We start from the raw sequence: 17,762 nt of genomic DNA on the forward strand, positions 1-17,762 counted from the left end.
AGAAAGCTATTTGCGTTTTTATCACTTTTGTTGATATTAATTCAGTATAAGTACGTCCATAAGGGATTTATCTTTTTCGTAATGCGACTTCACATGTCATTTTCTGACAAATCTACGTTTGATAAAGTCACAACAAAGACAAACATCTTTAAAGATAGACAAGGTTTTACGCTTGTCGAGCTTATTTTTACCATCGTTATTTTAGGGATTCTGGTGGCGATTGCCGTGCCATTCATACAAACACAATTAGCACATATGGAAGCCAAGCGTATTAAGAGTCAGTTAGAAAGCTCGCTGACCCTAGCGAAGGCTGAGAGTTATATTAGAAGGCAGAATGTGATTGTCTGTTTGTCTGATAGTGGAGGTCGCTGTAACCGGGATAGCGACACAACATTATTGCTCTTTATAGACGAAAATAATAACAAGCATTTTGATAACCAAATAGATTCCCTACTCTCTCAGCAACCCTTAAACCCTAAATACAGTAAGCTAAGTTTAAGAGTGGGCGCCAGACGCCATTACACTAAATTTTGGGGTGATAGTGGTAAGCCTCGAGGGCACTTTGGTCATATCAAATATTGTCCAACCGTTGACTATAATAAGACCACATACCTCATATCGTTTAGTCAAACAGGCCATATAAAGCAAAAACTTAATGAAAACCACCCTACCAAATGCGAAAGTTAGCCAAACAGGCATACGACGCTTTTTAGTGGTTTTGACGTATAGCTCATCTACAACAATTTGATAGTGAATGATTAAGTTGAATAGGGACTTTTAAAGGAATAGTATACTATCGGCAACAGAGATATACTTAAAACAAAGGGTAAGTCATTCCCTAATCACAGTTCTAAAACAATATGTGAGATAGCCTGTGTTTTGAGGGAAACAACTTTTATAGATAATATGACGCAAAGAGCATCTTAACTATTGATAACGTCGCTGCTGCTGCCATAATAAACGACTCTGCAACGGTTGATAATCGAGCAAGTGATCGATGAGGTGTCGATATAGCTTTGACCAATAACTCAAAGTCGCTTTAGTAATACCCAACTCTGCCATTTTTATCAATTCAGCACCCATGAATACAGTTTTCATAGTGGTGCTTTCTAAATGTTCAGACTGTGATTCATTCTGTAAGACAGGCATAAACCCCACATCAGGTAAAAAGCGATAAGAACAATTCGGTTCGATAATATCTTGGACACTATCGTGGGTCAAAATTAAGCTAAAGCCCAACTCGTTAAATAAGTGAGACTCAAATTGGCGCAGACACAATCGTAATTCATCGGTACCTAAAGGCTGTCTAAGCTGATGTAGACTGTCTTGATAATGCTGCCACAATATAGGCATAGGATCTTCAGTAGGTAACAACCGCCACAATATTTCATTTAGGTACAGTGCAGAGTATTGCTGCTGGCCAGTGATATTTCCATAAGGGACTGACTCTAGGGTAGCAGCGATATTACCCTTATCTTCTATACTTCTTGAAGTGGTAATTTGTGATGTGATATTGATTTGACTGAACGTCTTTAAGTCACGTTTGCCGGTAGCAAAAAGTTGTAGCGGCATAAATAATGGCGCGCCTTTTTTCCCAATACCATGTATCACACCATGCTGCTGAGAAAACAAATAGTATAAAGCGCGCTTTTCCTGATAGGGACGCTGATGTAATAAGTAACCAACTAGTGCTTCGTTACGCATTTTTTATTACCTCAGCATCTAACACATACAGAAACCTTTATAGTGCTAATGTCTAATTAATATCCCAAACTGGTTAATGCTCGTTCATCATCAGACCAACCACGCTTCACTTTCACCCATAGTGTGAGCATAATTTTTTTGTCGAAAAGCTGTTCCATATCTTTACGAGCATCCATACCAACCTGCTTGATACGTTGTCCTTTGTCGCCAATGACAATCGCTTTTTGACCAGTACGCTCAACATAAATAGTCGCATCGATAAAAGTACAAGCTTTACGTGGGCGACCTGTTTTTGGATCAGTATGTGCAGGCTCATCTTTAAATGCATCAATCTGTACCGTTAAATCATATGGTACTTCGTCGCCCGAACTACGCATGATTTTTTCGCGGATAATCTCACTGGCTAAAAAACGCTCTGATCGATCGGTAATTTGTTCAGTATCATAAATAGGTGCCGCAACTGGTAGATGTGACGCAATCACTTCTTCTAAGCGGTCTAGATTCTGATTTTTTAGAGCAGATACAGGAACAATGTCAGCAAAATCAAAACTGGCATTAAAAGTCTCGATAAGTGGCAATACACTACCTTTATCTTTTAAGGTATCTGATTTATTAATGACCAATACCACAGTTAAATCAGTCTCACCGAGCTTCTGCAAAGTCAATAAGTCATCGTCACGCCACTGGTCTGAATCAACAACGAATAGTACCAAATCAACATCTACTAATGCAGATACGGCGGCTTTGTTCATACGCTCATTGATAGCACGCACTTCATTACGATGAATACCTGGTGTATCGACGAATACGGCCTGCATCTCGTGATTTGACAGAATGCCATGAATACGATGACGAGTCGTTTGCGGTTTACGCGATGTGATAGACAGCTTTTGACCCAACAAATGATTCATTAGTGTCGATTTACCGACATTTGGACGTCCAACAATAGCAACATAACCTGTCTTAAAGTTATCAGCCATACCTTCATGACGACTAGGCGAAAAGAACTCTTCAATTGCCGTATCATTTTCTGATGTAACATCTTCTGAGTGATCGATACCATTATCGGTTATATCAGTATTGTCTTGGTTTAAGTTGATGTCTTTTTTTTCAGTCATATTTTCAGCGTTATCTTCATTAGTTAATGGCAAATCAGCATGATTGCTCATAGAGTGATCCTGTAAGTTTTATAACCTGTCAAACGGCAGTTAATGGTGAAGTGATTTTATCAGCACTAAAAAAGGGAAACCGTTGTCGGTTGGGAAATATTTGAGGTTTGAAAGTATGTGACGTTTAAAAGATAGCAAATCAGCAATTTTTAAAACGTCACTTAGTATGAGTTGTTCTTTTAGAGTTAAGTTAGTAGAAAATCTCTAAATATGCATTATGTACGCTTTTTAACTGAGCCTGGAAGTTTGTGCAGCTGATTAATCATAAGTTCTGCTGCTTTTTGTTCAGCGATACGGCGGCTCTCACCAGATTCAGTAATGTCAGGACAATTATTAATATTAACATGGCAACGTACAACAAAGATCTGATACGGTGCATTACCACGCGTTTCCATTAGTTCATAATGGGGCAAGTCAAACTGCTTAGATTGAAGCCACTCTTGCAAACGGCTTTTTGCATCTTTCAATGCTTTTCGATCATTGACATTATCAATTAAATCTCCGTACCAAGAAAGCACGCAATCTCGTGTAATGTCCATATCTTTACTGTCTAAATATATAGCACCTATTAGGGACTCTACCGCATCAGCCAATATAGAAGCACGATTACGACCACCGCCCTTCCTCTCGCCCACTCCTAGTATGAGATGATTAGAGAGCTCTAAGTTTTGCGCAATGATGACCAGTGACTCTTGGCGTACCAACGTTGCACGCATACGAGTTAATCGACCTTCATTTTGGCTAGGATAGCGATGATACAAAGCCTCACCGACAATCATACCTAACAAGGCATCGCCTAAAAACTCTAAACGCTCATAGTTTTTCTTGCTATCAAATGAGCGATGCGTCAATGCAAGTTTCGGAAGGCTCAAGTCGTTGAACACATAGCCCAACTTACGCGTTAATACCGCTAGCCGCTGAATAAATTCAGAGCTAACAACAAGCGTGTCGACAGACGTGCTATTTTGTTGAGGAGTAGGAACCGCTTGGGAATGCTGCGAAGTTGGTTTCATGCGTGGCTTGTGGTTATCCCTTCTGTTTTACGGATTTAGTCATAATATTTATCGACTAAGGTTATAAGGAAAGTTTCAGAGGATATTAACACCTCTTTCAATTACTCTGCTGCTGCCATCTCAATATCACCTTCAAAACGATTGACGATATCAATATTGCTAAAGAAATTATTGGTTATTGCATATTGCTTGTAGATGGCTAACTGACCAGTTTTCTTATCAGTAAAAGTAAAAACCTCTTCTGCTGTAGTGTTATAGTCAGCATTAATAGATAACTGTCTATTAACGCGTTCAACAAACTGTTTAGCAGTTTCATTGTTATTATTTGACTCTAGGAGCTGTGCGCTTAAGGTTTTGGTCAATTGATAATCACCAATCTGAGCTGGCACGATAGCAACGGTCAATTTAGCAGCAATGCCTAACACCATAATGATGAACACGATGCTTGTCACACTAGCGCCTCGCTGCGCGGCCAATCCAGATAATTGCTGCATTATTGTATTCCTCTAACGATAAGTTGCTATTATAGTGAATACCTAAACATTAGGTATCTGTTTATTAGATAGCAACAATATTAGCACAAAACTATTATCGAAAAATCAACCAATAGAGATTCTTACCATCCTAATTAATAGCACCATTGCGTTGGAAAGTTGGTAAGTTAAGTCCTGGTGGCTTATGCATCCAAATATAAACTGCTTTGCCCGCTAAGTTCTCATCAGGTACAAATCCCCAAAACCGACCATCCGCACTACGGTCACGGTTATCACCCATTACAAAATAATGACCTTCTGGCACATTGATACGCCATTCCGTCCCTTCTGAGCTAACCACTTCTGGTGACTGCTGCTGTAGAAATGGTGCGTACTGAGCACTGTTCATACCAGTCAAGTAGCGAACAAGATGCTTGTTCTTACCTGGCGTCTCTTCAAAGTACTGCGCCTCACCTTCTTCTTGCTGACCCATTGCAGCTGCACTTTCTTCGGTCAGTTCTTGTCCTGGAGCAATTTGTCCTGGCAGATAAAGCTGTGAAGTCAATTCAGCACTTGCCGAAAAATCTACTGGCTGAGTGTCAATGGGAACATCGTTAATCGCAAGTATCCCTTGATTGTAGCTGACAGTATCACCAGGCAACCCAATTACACGCTTAATATAATAAATACTAGGATTTTCAGGGTAACGAAATACAGCGACATCACCATGCTCAGGCGAGCCTGTATCTAATATTTTATTATAAGTTAGCGGTAGTCTCACACCATAAGAATACTTGTTTACAGCAATAAAGTCGCCCGTATATAACGTCGGTACCATAGAAGATGATGGAATATTAAAAGGCTCAATCAAAAATGAGCGCACAATTAACACCACTGCTAATACGGGGAAAAAATCATAAGCCCAGCGTACTAGCAAACCTTCTTGACCACGCCCACGAGTTTTGCGTTGTTTGAGTGCCAATTTGTCTAATAGCCAAACTATACCCAAGACTACGGTTAACGGCACTAAAATTAAATTGAAATCAAAATCCATACTAGTTTGCCTATTAACGAGCTGCTGCTTTAACGGTTGCTATTTATCAGTTAATTGTAATAATCACTGTAAGTTTTATACTAACAATGAATATTCAATACTTACTCTACTTGCAATACAGCCAAGAAAGCTTCTTGTGGAATTTCCACATTACCCACTTGCTTCATGCGTTTTTTACCAGCTTTCTGTTTAGATAGTAGCTTTTTCTTACGCGAAACATCGCCACCATAACACTTAGCTAGTACGTCTTTACGCATGGCTTTCACCGTGCTACGACCGATGATCTGACTACCAATAGCCGCTTGAATGGCCACATCAAACATCTGACGTGGAATCAGCTCTTTCATCTTAGTAACCAATGCGTTACCACGATAACGTGACTGAGTTTCGTGAACAATCATCGCTAAGGCATCGACTTTATCACCGTTAATCAACACGTCCACTCTGACCAGTTTGTCGACTTGATAACGCTCAAAGTTATAATCAAGCGAGGCAAAACCACGTGAAACCGACTTTAGGCGATCAAAGAAATCCATGACCACTTCGCCCATTGGAATGTCAAATATCAGCTGTACCTGTCGACCCATAAAACGCATATCAACCTGAACGCCACGACGCTCAATACACAAAGTCATCACATTACCCAAGTACTCTTGCGGCACTAAGATCTGACAGCGAGCAATTGGCTCACGAAACTCTTCAATGTTATTTGGCTCAGGCAAATGTGAGGGGTTATCTACATAGATAACATCACCGTTCTTTTTCTCAATTTCGTAGATTACTGAAGGCGCGGTAGTGATCAAATCCAAGTCGTATTCACGCTCTAAACGCTCTTGGATAATCTCCATGTGTAGCATACCCAAGAAGCCACAGCGGAAACCAAAACCAAGCGCATCTGAAGTATCTGGCTCAAAAAATAGCGATGCATCATTAATTTGCAGTTTTTGTAAGGCTTCACGGAATTTTTCGAAGTCTGTAGACTCCACTGGGAACATACCAGCATAGACTTGCGGGGTTACTTGCTTGAAACCCGGAATACGATCGACATCAGGCGTTTTAGCGTGGGTAATCGTATCACCAACAGGCGCGCCGGCAATGTCTTTAATACCAGCAATAATGAAACCAACTTCACCCGCTTCGAGAATACCCGTATCTACAGGCTTTGGCGTAAACACACCAATAGAACCCACTAAATGCGCCTCTTGAGTTGATTTAATATAGAGCTTATCACCTTTGCGTATGGTTCCTTCGCGCACACGAACCAATGACACCACACCCAAATAGTTATCAAACCACGAATCAATGATTAAGGCTTGTAGCGGAGCTTCACGATCACCAGTCGGTGCTGGAATAAACGCAACCAATGCTTCGAGCAGCTTATCGACGCCTAAACCTGACTTGGCTGATACACGCGGTGCATCAACCGCATCAATACCAATGATGTCTTCAATCTCTTGAATAACGCGTTCAGGCTCAACTTGTGGCAAATCAATTTTATTCAGTACAGCCATGACTTCTAGGCCTTGATCAACTGCCGTATAGCAGTTGGCTACTGACTGCGCTTCTACGCCTTGAGCGGCATCAACGACCAAAAGAGCACCTTCACAAGCCGCTAATGAGCGCGATACCTCATAAGAAAAGTCGACGTGTCCTGGTGTATCAATAAAGTTAAGCTGATAACGCTCTCCATTAGGATGATCGTAGAACAACGTTACCGATTGCGCCTTAATAGTGATACCGCGCTCACGCTCAATATCCATGGAGTCAAGTACTTGCGCCTGCATCTCGCGATCTTGCAAGGCACCGCACATCTGAATAAAACGATCAGCAAGTGTCGACTTGCCATGATCAATGTGGGCAATGATTGAAAAGTTACGAATATTGGCTAATGCAGTCACAAAGCGCCTACTAGATTAAGGGTGATAGAATAATGAAACTAAAAGAATAAATACTGTTGAACGCAAGCGATATCATAATTGCGTATTGCTGAAAATAGCTTAAATCAGCTCATACACTAAAACTGCTATCTCAAATCAATAGCCAAATAGGCTATTACTTACGTGCAGATGTAAAAGAGTATTCTAGCAGTTTTCCACTACAAAGTAAGGCGATTTTGTGAGTAGAGAGATGATTTACAAGTGAAGTTACGAGCTGATAACCATACAGAGAGAAAGTATGGTACTTATTAGGACTATATTGTCTTCTGTGGTGATAACAATCTACCAAACGACTCGCAATCAATCGAAAGTAAAGGCTATTGAGATATATTGGATTTAGGGTGGCTCTTCTCTACAGGTTGAATTTCCGCTTGGCCCAAATATTTATACATCCATGGTGATTTACCATAAAAAGCACCGTTTATCTGAGTTTGTTCTATCAAATATTCACGAAATCTTAGATAAAATTCGTTGTCCGGGCTTTTAGGCCGTTGCCAAAAATCGCTAAGTGGTTTTTGATCAGTCAGCTTAGGCGTATTATAAATCGCACGTCCCATGATCTTGGTTGGTTTTTTATGATATACCGACTGCAAACCCGTAGTACTGTTGATAGTCAACATACCAATACTATGTTTCATCAAAGTTGGTAAGTGCATATCACAACCATAAAAAACACGGTCAGCTACTTGATAACGCACTGCCAAGCTAGATACTAACTCACGATAGTCTCGATGACCACGATCTAACGGATGATGTTTAAGTACCAGCAACTGCTGCTTATCAGCATAAGTTGAAAAACTTGCAATAGACTCATCAATGAACTGTACCACATCTCGATAATCACTATGATGCGTAATCTGTGAGTCATTATGCACTTGCAAACTAATCAAAAAGTAATTATTGCTTTCATTCTTAGTCAATCTATGTTGCAGTTTTTTATCAGGTACGTAATCTCGCAACTTACGCCATGGTGCTCTCAGCCAAGCAATCGCTTCTTGCCATGCTGTCATGCCACGGTAGTGCGAATAGTGTGGATAGCGGCTTTTGTACATCCAAGCAATAATATAATAAACAATAGCAGCGATACTCAGCCGATAAAAACGATTGTGTGTGTATAACGGCTGATCATTGGCCTTTTTTAGTGCTTTGATATCTTCTATATTTAAGCGTGAATAGCCATTGATTCCATGTTCTTGCAAGGTGATATAGTCAGGACGCAGATACCCTTCTTCAAATACGAAAAATGAGGTCTCTAACTGCTCACTGATACAGGCAGCCTGCGTATGATGTGGGCGACAATCACCAAAACACACAATCGCATCAATAGCATTTTCTTTAATGAATTGCTGCAACCAAGAAGAGAAATGCGCTAATGTTCCAGTGTATTCATGGGTATTATCATGATGATAGAAGAAAGCATCACCTGCGTTAAAATTGATTTTGCTAACTTTAATGCCTTGGGTTTGCAAAAATGTTGAAAAGCGATTGAAAAATCCGCCCATTTTTCCTTGTAACAGCAATACATGTCGATGAGTAAGCAAGTGAGACATCGAAGCTGCCATAGTATTGGGCTACCATTAAGTGAAAGAGTAAGAAACAAAACGAGAGTGATCGTTAAACTGTATGAAAGCACGTGGGCAATAAGAGATTATACCGAAAAACGATCTGCTTGTCGCAGCGGAATTATGCCACGATGCCAAAGCCAATCAACGTAATACTTTACGCACGAGCTGCTGAAATCGATGACGCTGCTGCATAAACCGTGTGGCTGCATGACGTTTGATTTGTGTGGTCAAAGTCGATACCACTGAGTTAGAGGTCTGAATTGAACGATCTATATTGCTAGGCGTTGTAGTCTGAGAACCTTGACTACAACTATCTTCTAGCCGATGTTCGTTTTTAGGTGGATATAGATAGTCAATAACCTGCTCTACTTGCGCAAGCCCATAGCCATTCGGCAGACGATATAATGGATAACAGATGAGCACGCAATGCAGCAATTGCTCGAGCGTCAGTACTGTGTCTCTTTTGCGCCTTTCTAAGTATTCAGACTTGGGTGATAACTTGGCATCAATATCCGTCGTTAAACCCCATCCTGCATAAAACGGCAAACCATAACAGGTAACCTGTAAACCACGCAGCAATGCCTCAAAACCCGTCAACGAGCTAATAGTGTGCACTTCATCGATACATTCTAAGCAGTCAGGCATGGCCGTATCATAGGCGATCGCATTTACTTGACGTAAACCTGCTTCCGCTACTTTGCCTGCTCGCAGCCCTGCTTCAACGTCAGGATGCGGCTTATAAATCAGATAAGCATCAGGATTGTCTTGGCATACTCGATCTATCAAACCACTATTAGTCTTGATTGTTGAACCACAATATTGAACCGATAAATCATCCTCTACTTGACCAATAATGAGAATTCGGTGTTTGCCCGATAACTTTGCTTCCTGCATCCATAAGCTATGCTGGCTATCAGAGTGGTTAGCATCAGCGCCAACATTGTACTTACTCACGCGCTGAGTAAGTAGCTTCTCTTGCAACAGTTTTACTCGTGTGTTTTGGTATGGATTTAGCGTTTCGCAGTTACGTAATAATGTTTCTAAATCTGATGGCTGAGTCGCATCATAATAGATACCCTGCTTATCTATGACTACCGACAATGGCGCGAGTAGTGTGGCACCTAGACCATTTGAGCGAATAAACCCATCTTCCATACAGTAAATAGAAGACATTTCAGAAGGTTGCACTGCTAACTTTTTCTGTCGCTTCCGTTGTACTTGCTGGCGTTTGGCTAAGCCCCATACCAGTAAAGGTCGTTGATAATTGACACGAAAATGATCTGGATGCAGTAGATTCTTCAGTCGTGGCTTTGGTTTGATGAATAATGCTGTACGTGGCAGATTAATAAAATCTTTAACAAAAGGTAATTTCCAGCGGCTAAACTCATATACTGTCAAATCACCTTCCAGACGTAATTGCCAATGACGATTGGTCACCAACCAATCAATCGCTGCATCGATGGTGCAAGCCTGTTTTGTCGCTGGATCTACATAGTGGCTATAATCAATATAAGCGCTATTAAAAAGCATTTCTAACGTTGTATTACATCTCTTACTAGACGCTGTAGAAAATAATGATAAGCCTGGTTTTTTCCTAGTATTCACTGATGCTCTGGCAAGCATTCCACGGCGTCGCTCAACCTCTTTAAGCAAATGCTTGGGGGCTCCGCTATCGTCGGTGAGACCCCAACCACTGTACCAGTTGACCCCAAAACAATGCACTTTCCTCCCTAACATCAATGCCTCAAAACCCATGTGTGAGCTGACGGTATAGACATGATCTACTTGTGCAATCAGTGCAATTGGATTAAGCGATTGCGTTAATAGACGAACGTTTTTGGATAATTTGAGACTGGTCAGGTATCCTGATTTTGATGCGGGATGAGCCTTTATCCAGATATGAGAATCAGGATGATTGCGGCAAGCGGCTTTCAGCATTCGCTTAAATTGACGTTTGTTAGCACCAGCCCCTCTAACAGAAGCATCACCAGCCACTTGGTCAATCAATAAGATATGCGACTTTAGAGGTGCTTTTAGCGTGTTTGTATTTTCTTGACTAACCAAGTCGTCTAATAAAGGGCAATCAATAACTGCATTATACTTACTGATTTTTTCATTACAAATACGTGCCATCAATTGCTGAGCACGCGCTTCCTCTGTTCCACTATTATCGATAGTAGCGTTTTTAGTACGCTCAATTATCAGCTGCTCGAGGCGTGAATTCTGTGTCAGGTCACAGTAGATACCAACATCATCAACGACCACACTCAAACCATGACGGCTACTAGTACCCGAATCTAATGAGCGTAAAAAACCATCTTCAATACTGAGGGTTAAAAGCTGCTGCTTTTTCGCAGCTTTGTCGGCCCGCTGATAACTTTTCTTATGGCCCCAGCCCACAAATGCTTGCGGTAACGGCGATAATAGATGATTTTTTTGAGCAGGTAACCATTGGGATAGCCGAGCATTTAATACATATTTCACGCCCGACCACGGGTACCATCGTTGAATATCGGCTTGTAGCATATGTGGCAACAACACATTGTTATGACGTATGCCCTTTCCCACAACAGCCAGTTGCTTTGGCAGCTGATACTGGGCTGATGACAAATACAATGTGGTATCAGAGGCAGATACAACTGATGTCCTGACTTTATCTTCTGCGCTCTTTACCATCTTTGATACCTTTAGTCATTATTTTACATCGACCAATACAACTAGCTTTTGCCGTTATAGGTCTAGGACAACTTTAGCCGCAATGGCTAGTTGATAAACAATTTGCGACAACCCACGTGCAATTTCCACACGCTTAGTTTTGACTTTCGGTAATACCATAATTTCATCACTTTGTTGGATACGGTAAGCTGTATTGACAACTTCACTGGCACCATTTTGATGAATAATTAGAATATCTTTAGCATCAGCGTTATCAGAGAAACCACCCGAATTAGCAACATAATCACCAACGGTATAATCTGGATTGAAAGTTAGCGCACCTTGTGCTCGTACTTGACCATTGACAGTAATCACTGATGTTTGTGCAGGTATTTCAATGATATCACCTTGCTGCAGAATGATGTCTTGCCACGAGTTTGGTACAACGACTATCTGACCATCAGGTTGTACTTTACGTGCTTTGGCCACAAACTCTTTCACCAAAGCAGCATCATCTTGACGCAAGGCCGCTTCTTCTCGAGTGGTCGACTGCGTCGCAAGCGTTAGCTCTTCTAAGCGATCCAGCGACTCATTAATCATACGTTTTTGTTGCTCAGCCACAGATTCGCGATATATAGTCAAACTTGGTAGCTTCGCTAGTGGACTGGGCTGCAACTGTGGAATAATATCTTTTAGGCGAGCACCATAGGGTACCACCATCGCACCGTTCCCCGTATGCGCGCCCTTAACTTGAACAGCAATGGTACCCGCATAACGATCTGACGTGACTACCATCTGATCCCCATTATAAACAGGCACGTTTTGAGCATCAGCTAATGAGTAATATTCTGCTGTCTGCGCACGGCCTGCGCTGCGGGTAATACTAACATTGGTGGCATTCGCTGCTGGACTAGCCACTTGTAACACATCACCTACGGTCAAATCGTTTACATCAAACTCAAAAGTGTATTCGTTCTGAACTTGGCCACTAACTGCAAAGGTTTTCTTTTGCGGAGAGACCGTTATCACATCACCATCTCGAAATGAGAATGAATGTAGTTTACCCGCCAATAGGAAATCATATAAATTGACTTGCTGTAACATCTGACCATTACGCTTTATTTGAATATCGATATAACTACCACGTGTTGGATCAACACCGCCTGCTCTATCTAAGTAAGACAATACTGAATCTGCTGCCAAACCGCCATAATAACCAGGTTGTTTGACAAAGCCAGTAACGAATACTTTCACTGGCTGTGCTTGCTCTAGTGAAGCATAGACACCGACGTTAGAGCGGTAAATACGACTGACAGCGCTTTTGACTACGTTTTGCAAATTACCATTTTGTACACCAGAGATGCGTACTGGACCAACATTGGGCAAGAATATATTACCTTGTGGATCAACCGTGGTAGTAGCTGCATATTGATAGGCACCCCACATCCTTACTTGAACGTTGTCACCGGGGTTTATCACATAGCTGTCATTAAAAGTAGAGCCAGAAGTGGTCGAGAATGCACCGCGAAACAGCTGCTCACCAAACATCATATCTTGAGTATTAATATCTTGATAAGGACGCGTGGTATTGATAACTGACTGACTTGGCAAGCTCGCTGCATTCACTGCCTCTTGCATCGTTGCCTGAGCAGGCACACTACCAGAGAATGCTTGTGTTGAGGCGTTGCTAGTGTTATTGCTCGTACCAAAGCTAGATCCAGCTATCTGACTAGCAGCGCTATCTGCCGCCATGACTGGCAGGCTCGTCGCGGCCATCGCCAAACTAATCATTATCACGATAAAACGTGGTTTCGTATTCATGCGTTGTATTCCTTTGCTGATCTATCGATCATTACTGATATCTGGTTTGTCAAAATTGCCTTGATCAAATTTAGCTGCGATGGTCACGGACAACTGCCATTACTAAGCGCACAAAACCATAGAATATTAATAGCAATGCTAGCGATGTCCAAATAATATAGCCACGGCGTGGATACAATGCTTCTTCAGCTTCATATGGCGTTGAAATCACAATCAAATTTTTCATCTTTTTGAAGGCTTCTAAACGAGCTTTTTCAAGTGACGATAACGACAATTTGTACAGCTCAGTCGCAAACTCAACATCAGCCTTGATGGTTTCAAACTGTATGGCTTGACGGTTCAACTTGGTGGTATTTGGTGACGTCAATTTGGTTTGCTCTTGCGTAATCTGCTCTGTCACAGCTTTTATTTGACTTCTTAATGACACAACCTGCGGTGCATCTGGGTTCAAATAGCTGAGCAATTGACGCTCTTCCGTACGTAATGAACTCAGCTGCCCTTGTAAACTACCAATCAGCTGATTAACAATTTGTGCATTGGCTTGTGGATCGTAAATTTCATTGTCATTTTGATAGTTTAATAGCTGCTCTTTCGTTTCATTCAAACGATCTTGTGACTCATCTAATTGTGTTTCTGCAAATACCAGTTGGTCACGTGCCACTTCCTGTGAAATACGGTTTACAAACTGCTCAGACTCACTCAGGATTGTCTTGTTAAGCTCAAAAGCATACTTTGCATCAAACGCTTCTGTCGATACTGAGAGAATGTAACTTTGTTCGTCTAAATCGATATGAACCCGCTTTTTGAAATACTCAAGCAATTCTTCTTGCGTGGCATCAGGTTTTATCTCATTAAGAGGATCTGAACCGTCAACGTGATAAGCCTCACGGAACTTGAATTTTTTATCAAGACGCTTCACCATATCATTAGACAGAATGTACTCTGTTAAATAAGTCGCGTCTTCTTTACTTGTGCTGTTCACACCTAACAGGGCTGAAATTCCTCCAGCAGAAGATACATTCGCATCACTAACTTGTTTGACTACTACATTAGCGGTCGAAGTGAATCGTGGATGGGCAAACGTCATGACATAAAAAATCACGAGCACCCAAGGGAGAATCACTAGGCCAATAAACAGCGAGAAGCTAACGATCTTACTTTTTTGCTTTGTGGATATGCTTTTCATAAACTTCTATCGCTTCTGTTGTATCATCAAAGACGTGTGCTGTTTGATCCATTAACACAATACCAATATCACAGTTTCGCTTGATATCACCGATATTATGCGACACTATTAAAAATCCTGCCTGTGCACGACGTGCAGCTAATATCTCTTCACTACGCTTTCGAAAAGCAGCATCACCGACGGCACCCGCTTCATCAAGCATATAATAGTCAAAATCAAAGGCCAAGCTCAAGCCAAACGTTAAGCGAGCACGCATACCTGACGAATAGCTTTTAACGGGCATATCAAAGTAACTACCAATGTCGGCAAATTCTTCGACAAAACGGATTTTTTCGTCAATATAAGGACCACTTGAATATAGACGGCAAACAAAGCGTACGTTTTGACGACCAGTCAAACTTCCTTGAAAACCACCTGCCACACCCACTGGCCACGAGATCGACGAATCAGTGATAATTTCTCCATGATCTGGCTCATCAAGACCACAAATAATACGCAGTAGCGTTGATTTACCAGCACCATTACGGCCTAATAAGCCAACGCTCTGTTTATCACCAATGGTCAGATTTAAATCTTTAAACAGATAGTGCCGACCTTTCTTGGTCATAAATGACTTAGAAACATTTCTAATTTCAATCATTTATTTACCTTTTTATATAACTTACATAATGACATTTAACGAGAGCGAATCATATCGCGTTCAGCATACTTATAAAGTAATAACCCTAAAAAATTCACTGCAAACATCCATTTCAAGAAGTAGCCAATATCAATATGCGAGACTGGATAGTTAGGTGCGAGCGCATGTCTTATCAGTTCAATATTATGTATAAAGGGGTTGTAAAGCAAATAACTAAAATAAGGTTCGGGAATAATATGAATCGGATAAATAATCCCTGAGGTGAAATACAGTATTGTGAAGAATATTGTAATCACTTTACTAATTTCACCACCATAGTAACCAATCACCATCATGATTAGAGCAACACCAAAACTAAATATAAAAAGTGTTATCCAACAGAACAAAACAATATGCAAATTTTCTAAATTGGCATATATATCAAAGAAAGCTAGGCCTGCGAGTAGTAATATAGAAGTGAAAAAATAGATGACTAATTCTAAAAATGAACGGGCAATAATTACATCAATATGCTTAATTGATCGGTACATCAATAAACCTTTGTTCGCATCAACAGCCCCCAGTGCTCTTGTTGCTATTTTTTGAAACATACGGAAAGGAACCATACCCGCTACTAAAAACAGGGAGAAATCCATTCCTGGTACTAAGCGCTCACGAATAGCACCAAAAATCACTAAAAATATAAGCACCTGAAACAGTACTTCAAGCGGTGCCCAAAGATACCCCAAACGATAGCCACCAAAGCGTGTTTGTAGCTCACGCATGAGCAATGCATGAAATGCAGCACCCATGACTTTGAGGCCACTGCGATGCTTAATAGGACGATAAGGGGGCAGTTGTACAGACATAGCGTTACAGGACTTTACCGAAAACAGCCCCTATGATAATTAAGCATGACATAAGTTACAACAATTAATCTGTTTCTAAACAGATAAGCCTATGATTTAGTAATAAATCAGTAAGTAATAATAACCAAACACTAAGTTTACATAACCATCGAGGCATACTTCCATCGTTTATTTTAGGCAAAAAAAAACCAATCTCGAAAGATTGGTTTTTTAGTTGACACTAACTAAAGTATCTATAAATGGTGGCGATGAAGAGACTTGAACTCTTGACCTCACGATTATGAGTCATGCGCTCTAACCAGCTGAGCTACATCGCCATTTTAGGTTGGCTATTATGCCTAAGCAGATGACTATCGTCAACCCCTAATAAGCATTTTTTCCAAAAAAATTGGCCGAATATTAAGAAACCATCATTAACAATCAATAGTGAGCTTTTTAATATTATTTGAACCATTGAAAAAGGTTTGGTAAACCGATAAGCCGGGTTCTGTCGTGGACAATCATTCCTCTAGGCGTACAATCGCTCGTACGCTCAAGCAACCTACCCGCATCGAACGCGGGCCGCGCCATGCCGATGCCTATTTGGTCTTGCTACGCGTGGAGTTTACCATGCCGTGAACTGTTGCCAGCCACGCGGTGCGCTCTTACCGCACCCTTTCACCCTTACCGATGACATGAACATCTTGCGATACTCATATAAGCCAAAGGCGGTCTACTCTCTGCTGCACTGGTCGTCAAGTTACCCTGCCCAGCCGTTAGCTGGCACGCTGCCCTATGTAGCCCGGACTTTCCTCCCCTGCATGTCTGTTGCCAGTGTGCAGCGGCGATTGCCTAGTCTACCAAGCGCGCTAGTATAACAAACTTATGGCAGAGTGCGAACGTCTTTTGGATTTATTTTTAGCCTCAGCACAAATAGGTCAAATAAAACCTTTGGGCAAAGATAAACAGTCATTTTCTGACAGCGTTTCGGTATTAAGCATTTCAGTATTAAGCGTCTCTGTATTAACAGACACTTTGTTTTTTAGAGACGGTATCTGTACCCAATGAGCCTTGGTATAATTCGCAGCTAAATAATTTTGCAAAAAATCCATGGTGCTATTCGCAATCTCAGCATCCGTATTGTCAGCATTATCATGGATATGATTATAAACAACGCTATGTACAGACAACCCGCGTGCTTTTATTGCTTCTAAACTCAGCAACGTATGATTGATACTACCTAAACGACCAGAAGTGACTAAAATAATGGGATAACCTTGAGTAGCAATATAATCCAAAATCAATAACTGCTCCGTGATTGGCACGAGCAATCCACCAGCACCTTCTAATAATACCAAGTCATACTCAGCTTGCAATCGTTTGGTGGCATTAGTAATCAGTTCAGGATCTAGCACTTCCCCTGATAAACGAGTGGCTAAGTGCGGTGATGCAGGCTTCTCATAGCGATGAGCGCAAGTGGTAAAATCAAGGTCACATGGCTGTAGCGGAATATCCATTAGTTGGCGATGCGTAATGATGTCGTCAGCAATACCCATCTCGCCAGTATTGGCATCCAGCGTCACGCCAGTTTGCACCAGCTTCTGAGTGATGACGTTGACGCCTTGCTGAATTAACGATTTGGCAATGATGCCAGTGGCATAAGTTTTACCGATATCGGTATCGATACCTGAGACAAATAGAACACTCATAGCTCACCT

The 17,762-nt window shown here is 41.3% G+C and carries 14 protein-coding genes, 1 tRNA gene and 1 other RNA gene; 1 reads left to right on the plus strand and 15 read right to left on the minus strand.

Annotation, left to right across the window (positions count from 1 at the left end):
- Positions 1 to 93 precede the first annotated feature (93 nt).
- The gene (locus IPZ60_RS00295; RefSeq protein ID WP_194195913.1) at positions 94 to 687 is read left to right on the plus strand and encodes a GspH/FimT family pseudopilin; all 594 of its coding nucleotides are present in this window, start codon (positions 94 to 96) and stop codon (positions 685 to 687) included.
- Between the two features lie 240 nt (positions 688 to 927).
- On the opposite strand, the gene IPZ60_RS00300 is transcribed toward IPZ60_RS00295, so the two are convergent.
- From IPZ60_RS00300 to bioD, 15 genes are all read right to left on the minus strand, one after another.
- Positions 928 to 1,704, minus strand: a complete 777-nt coding sequence (locus IPZ60_RS00300) for a DNA repair protein RecO (protein ID WP_194195914.1) — start codon at positions 1,702 to 1,704, stop codon at positions 928 to 930.
- A 56-nt stretch (positions 1,705 to 1,760) separates the two neighbouring features.
- Entirely contained in the window at positions 1,761 to 2,777 is a 1,017-nt protein-coding gene (gene era, locus IPZ60_RS00305; RefSeq protein ID WP_194196333.1) for a GTPase Era, read from the minus strand.
- Between the two features lie 311 nt (positions 2,778 to 3,088).
- Positions 3,089 to 3,886 carry a ribonuclease III gene (gene rnc, locus IPZ60_RS00310; protein WP_194195915.1) on the minus strand — a complete coding sequence of 266 codons (798 nt, stop codon included), beginning with the start codon at positions 3,884 to 3,886 and terminating at the stop codon, positions 3,089 to 3,091.
- Positions 3,887 to 3,987: 101 nt separating this feature from the next.
- The gene (locus tag IPZ60_RS00315) at positions 3,988 to 4,380 is read right to left on the minus strand and encodes a DUF4845 domain-containing protein (RefSeq protein WP_227669161.1); all 393 of its coding nucleotides are present in this window, start codon (positions 4,378 to 4,380) and stop codon (positions 3,988 to 3,990) included.
- A 130-nt stretch (positions 4,381 to 4,510) separates the two neighbouring features.
- Positions 4,511 to 5,413 (minus strand): signal peptidase I, encoded by a 903-nt coding sequence (gene lepB, locus IPZ60_RS00320; protein ID WP_194195916.1) that lies wholly within the window; start codon positions 5,411 to 5,413, stop codon positions 4,511 to 4,513.
- 101 nt (positions 5,414 to 5,514) lie between these two features.
- Positions 5,515 to 7,311 carry a translation elongation factor 4 gene (gene lepA, locus IPZ60_RS00325; protein ID WP_194195917.1) on the minus strand — a complete coding sequence of 599 codons (1,797 nt, stop codon included), beginning with the start codon at positions 7,309 to 7,311 and terminating at the stop codon, positions 5,515 to 5,517.
- Positions 7,312 to 7,667: 356 nt separating this feature from the next.
- Positions 7,668 to 8,912 (minus strand): capsule biosynthesis protein, encoded by a 1,245-nt coding sequence (locus IPZ60_RS00330; RefSeq protein ID WP_194195918.1) that lies wholly within the window; start codon positions 8,910 to 8,912, stop codon positions 7,668 to 7,670.
- Positions 8,913 to 9,056: 144 nt separating this feature from the next.
- Positions 9,057 to 11,591 (minus strand): capsular polysaccharide biosynthesis protein, encoded by a 2,535-nt coding sequence (locus tag IPZ60_RS00335; RefSeq protein ID WP_227669162.1) that lies wholly within the window; start codon positions 11,589 to 11,591, stop codon positions 9,057 to 9,059.
- A gap of 54 nt (positions 11,592 to 11,645) precedes the next feature.
- Positions 11,646 to 13,391, minus strand: a complete 1,746-nt coding sequence (locus IPZ60_RS00340) for a polysaccharide biosynthesis/export family protein (RefSeq protein ID WP_194195919.1) — start codon at positions 13,389 to 13,391, stop codon at positions 11,646 to 11,648.
- A 70-nt stretch (positions 13,392 to 13,461) separates the two neighbouring features.
- Positions 13,462 to 14,577 (minus strand): capsule biosynthesis protein, encoded by a 1,116-nt coding sequence (locus IPZ60_RS00345; RefSeq protein ID WP_194195920.1) that lies wholly within the window; start codon positions 14,575 to 14,577, stop codon positions 13,462 to 13,464.
- Positions 14,546 to 15,217: an ABC transporter ATP-binding protein gene (locus tag IPZ60_RS00350; protein ID WP_194195921.1), complete on the minus strand. Its 672-nt coding sequence runs from the start codon at positions 15,215 to 15,217 to the stop codon at positions 14,546 to 14,548. Before IPZ60_RS00350 ends, IPZ60_RS00345 begins: the two co-directional genes overlap by 32 nt.
- A gap of 35 nt (positions 15,218 to 15,252) precedes the next feature.
- Positions 15,253 to 16,065 carry an ABC transporter permease gene (locus tag IPZ60_RS00355; RefSeq protein WP_194195922.1) on the minus strand — a complete coding sequence of 271 codons (813 nt, stop codon included), beginning with the start codon at positions 16,063 to 16,065 and terminating at the stop codon, positions 15,253 to 15,255.
- 240 nt (positions 16,066 to 16,305) lie between these two features.
- Positions 16,306 to 16,382 (minus strand) — tRNA-Met (locus IPZ60_RS00360).
- Between the two features lie 143 nt (positions 16,383 to 16,525).
- An RNA gene (gene rnpB / locus IPZ60_RS00365) (RNase P RNA component class A) lies at positions 16,526 to 16,908 on the minus strand.
- Between the two features lie 74 nt (positions 16,909 to 16,982).
- Positions 16,983 to 17,753 carry a dethiobiotin synthase gene (gene bioD / locus IPZ60_RS00370; protein WP_194195923.1) on the minus strand — a complete coding sequence of 257 codons (771 nt, stop codon included), beginning with the start codon at positions 17,751 to 17,753 and terminating at the stop codon, positions 16,983 to 16,985.
- Positions 17,754 to 17,762 lie beyond the last annotated feature (9 nt).

Source organism: Psychrobacter sp. NG25, from assembly GCF_015234355.1.
Classification (GTDB): domain Bacteria; phylum Pseudomonadota; class Gammaproteobacteria; order Pseudomonadales; family Moraxellaceae; genus Psychrobacter.

Excerpts from the sequence above, each read along its gene's own strand:
- IPZ60_RS00295 (WP_194195913.1), top strand. The coding sequence starts at position 94 with ATGTCATTTTCTGACAAATCTACGTTTGATAAAGTCACAACAAAGACA.
- IPZ60_RS00300 (WP_194195914.1), bottom strand. The coding sequence starts at position 1,704 with ATGCGTAACGAAGCACTAGTTGGTTACTTATTACATCAGCGTCCCTAT.
- rnc (WP_194195915.1), bottom strand. The coding sequence starts at position 3,886 with ATGAAACCAACTTCGCAGCATTCCCAAGCGGTTCCTACTCCTCAACAA.
- IPZ60_RS00315 (WP_227669161.1), bottom strand. The coding sequence starts at position 4,380 with ATGCAGCAATTATCTGGATTGGCCGCGCAGCGAGGCGCTAGTGTGACA.
- lepB (WP_194195916.1), bottom strand. The coding sequence starts at position 5,413 with ATGGATTTTGATTTCAATTTAATTTTAGTGCCGTTAACCGTAGTCTTG.
- IPZ60_RS00330 (WP_194195918.1), bottom strand. The coding sequence starts at position 8,912 with ATGGCAGCTTCGATGTCTCACTTGCTTACTCATCGACATGTATTGCTG.
- IPZ60_RS00335 (WP_227669162.1), bottom strand. The coding sequence starts at position 11,591 with ATGGTAAAGAGCGCAGAAGATAAAGTCAGGACATCAGTTGTATCTGCC.
- IPZ60_RS00340 (WP_194195919.1), bottom strand. The coding sequence starts at position 13,391 with ATGAATACGAAACCACGTTTTATCGTGATAATGATTAGTTTGGCGATG.
- IPZ60_RS00345 (WP_194195920.1), bottom strand. The coding sequence starts at position 14,577 with ATGAAAAGCATATCCACAAAGCAAAAAAGTAAGATCGTTAGCTTCTCG.
- IPZ60_RS00350 (WP_194195921.1), bottom strand. The coding sequence starts at position 15,217 with ATGATTGAAATTAGAAATGTTTCTAAGTCATTTATGACCAAGAAAGGT.
- IPZ60_RS00355 (WP_194195922.1), bottom strand. The coding sequence starts at position 16,065 with ATGTCTGTACAACTGCCCCCTTATCGTCCTATTAAGCATCGCAGTGGC.
- bioD (WP_194195923.1), bottom strand. The coding sequence starts at position 17,753 with ATGAGTGTTCTATTTGTCTCAGGTATCGATACCGATATCGGTAAAACT.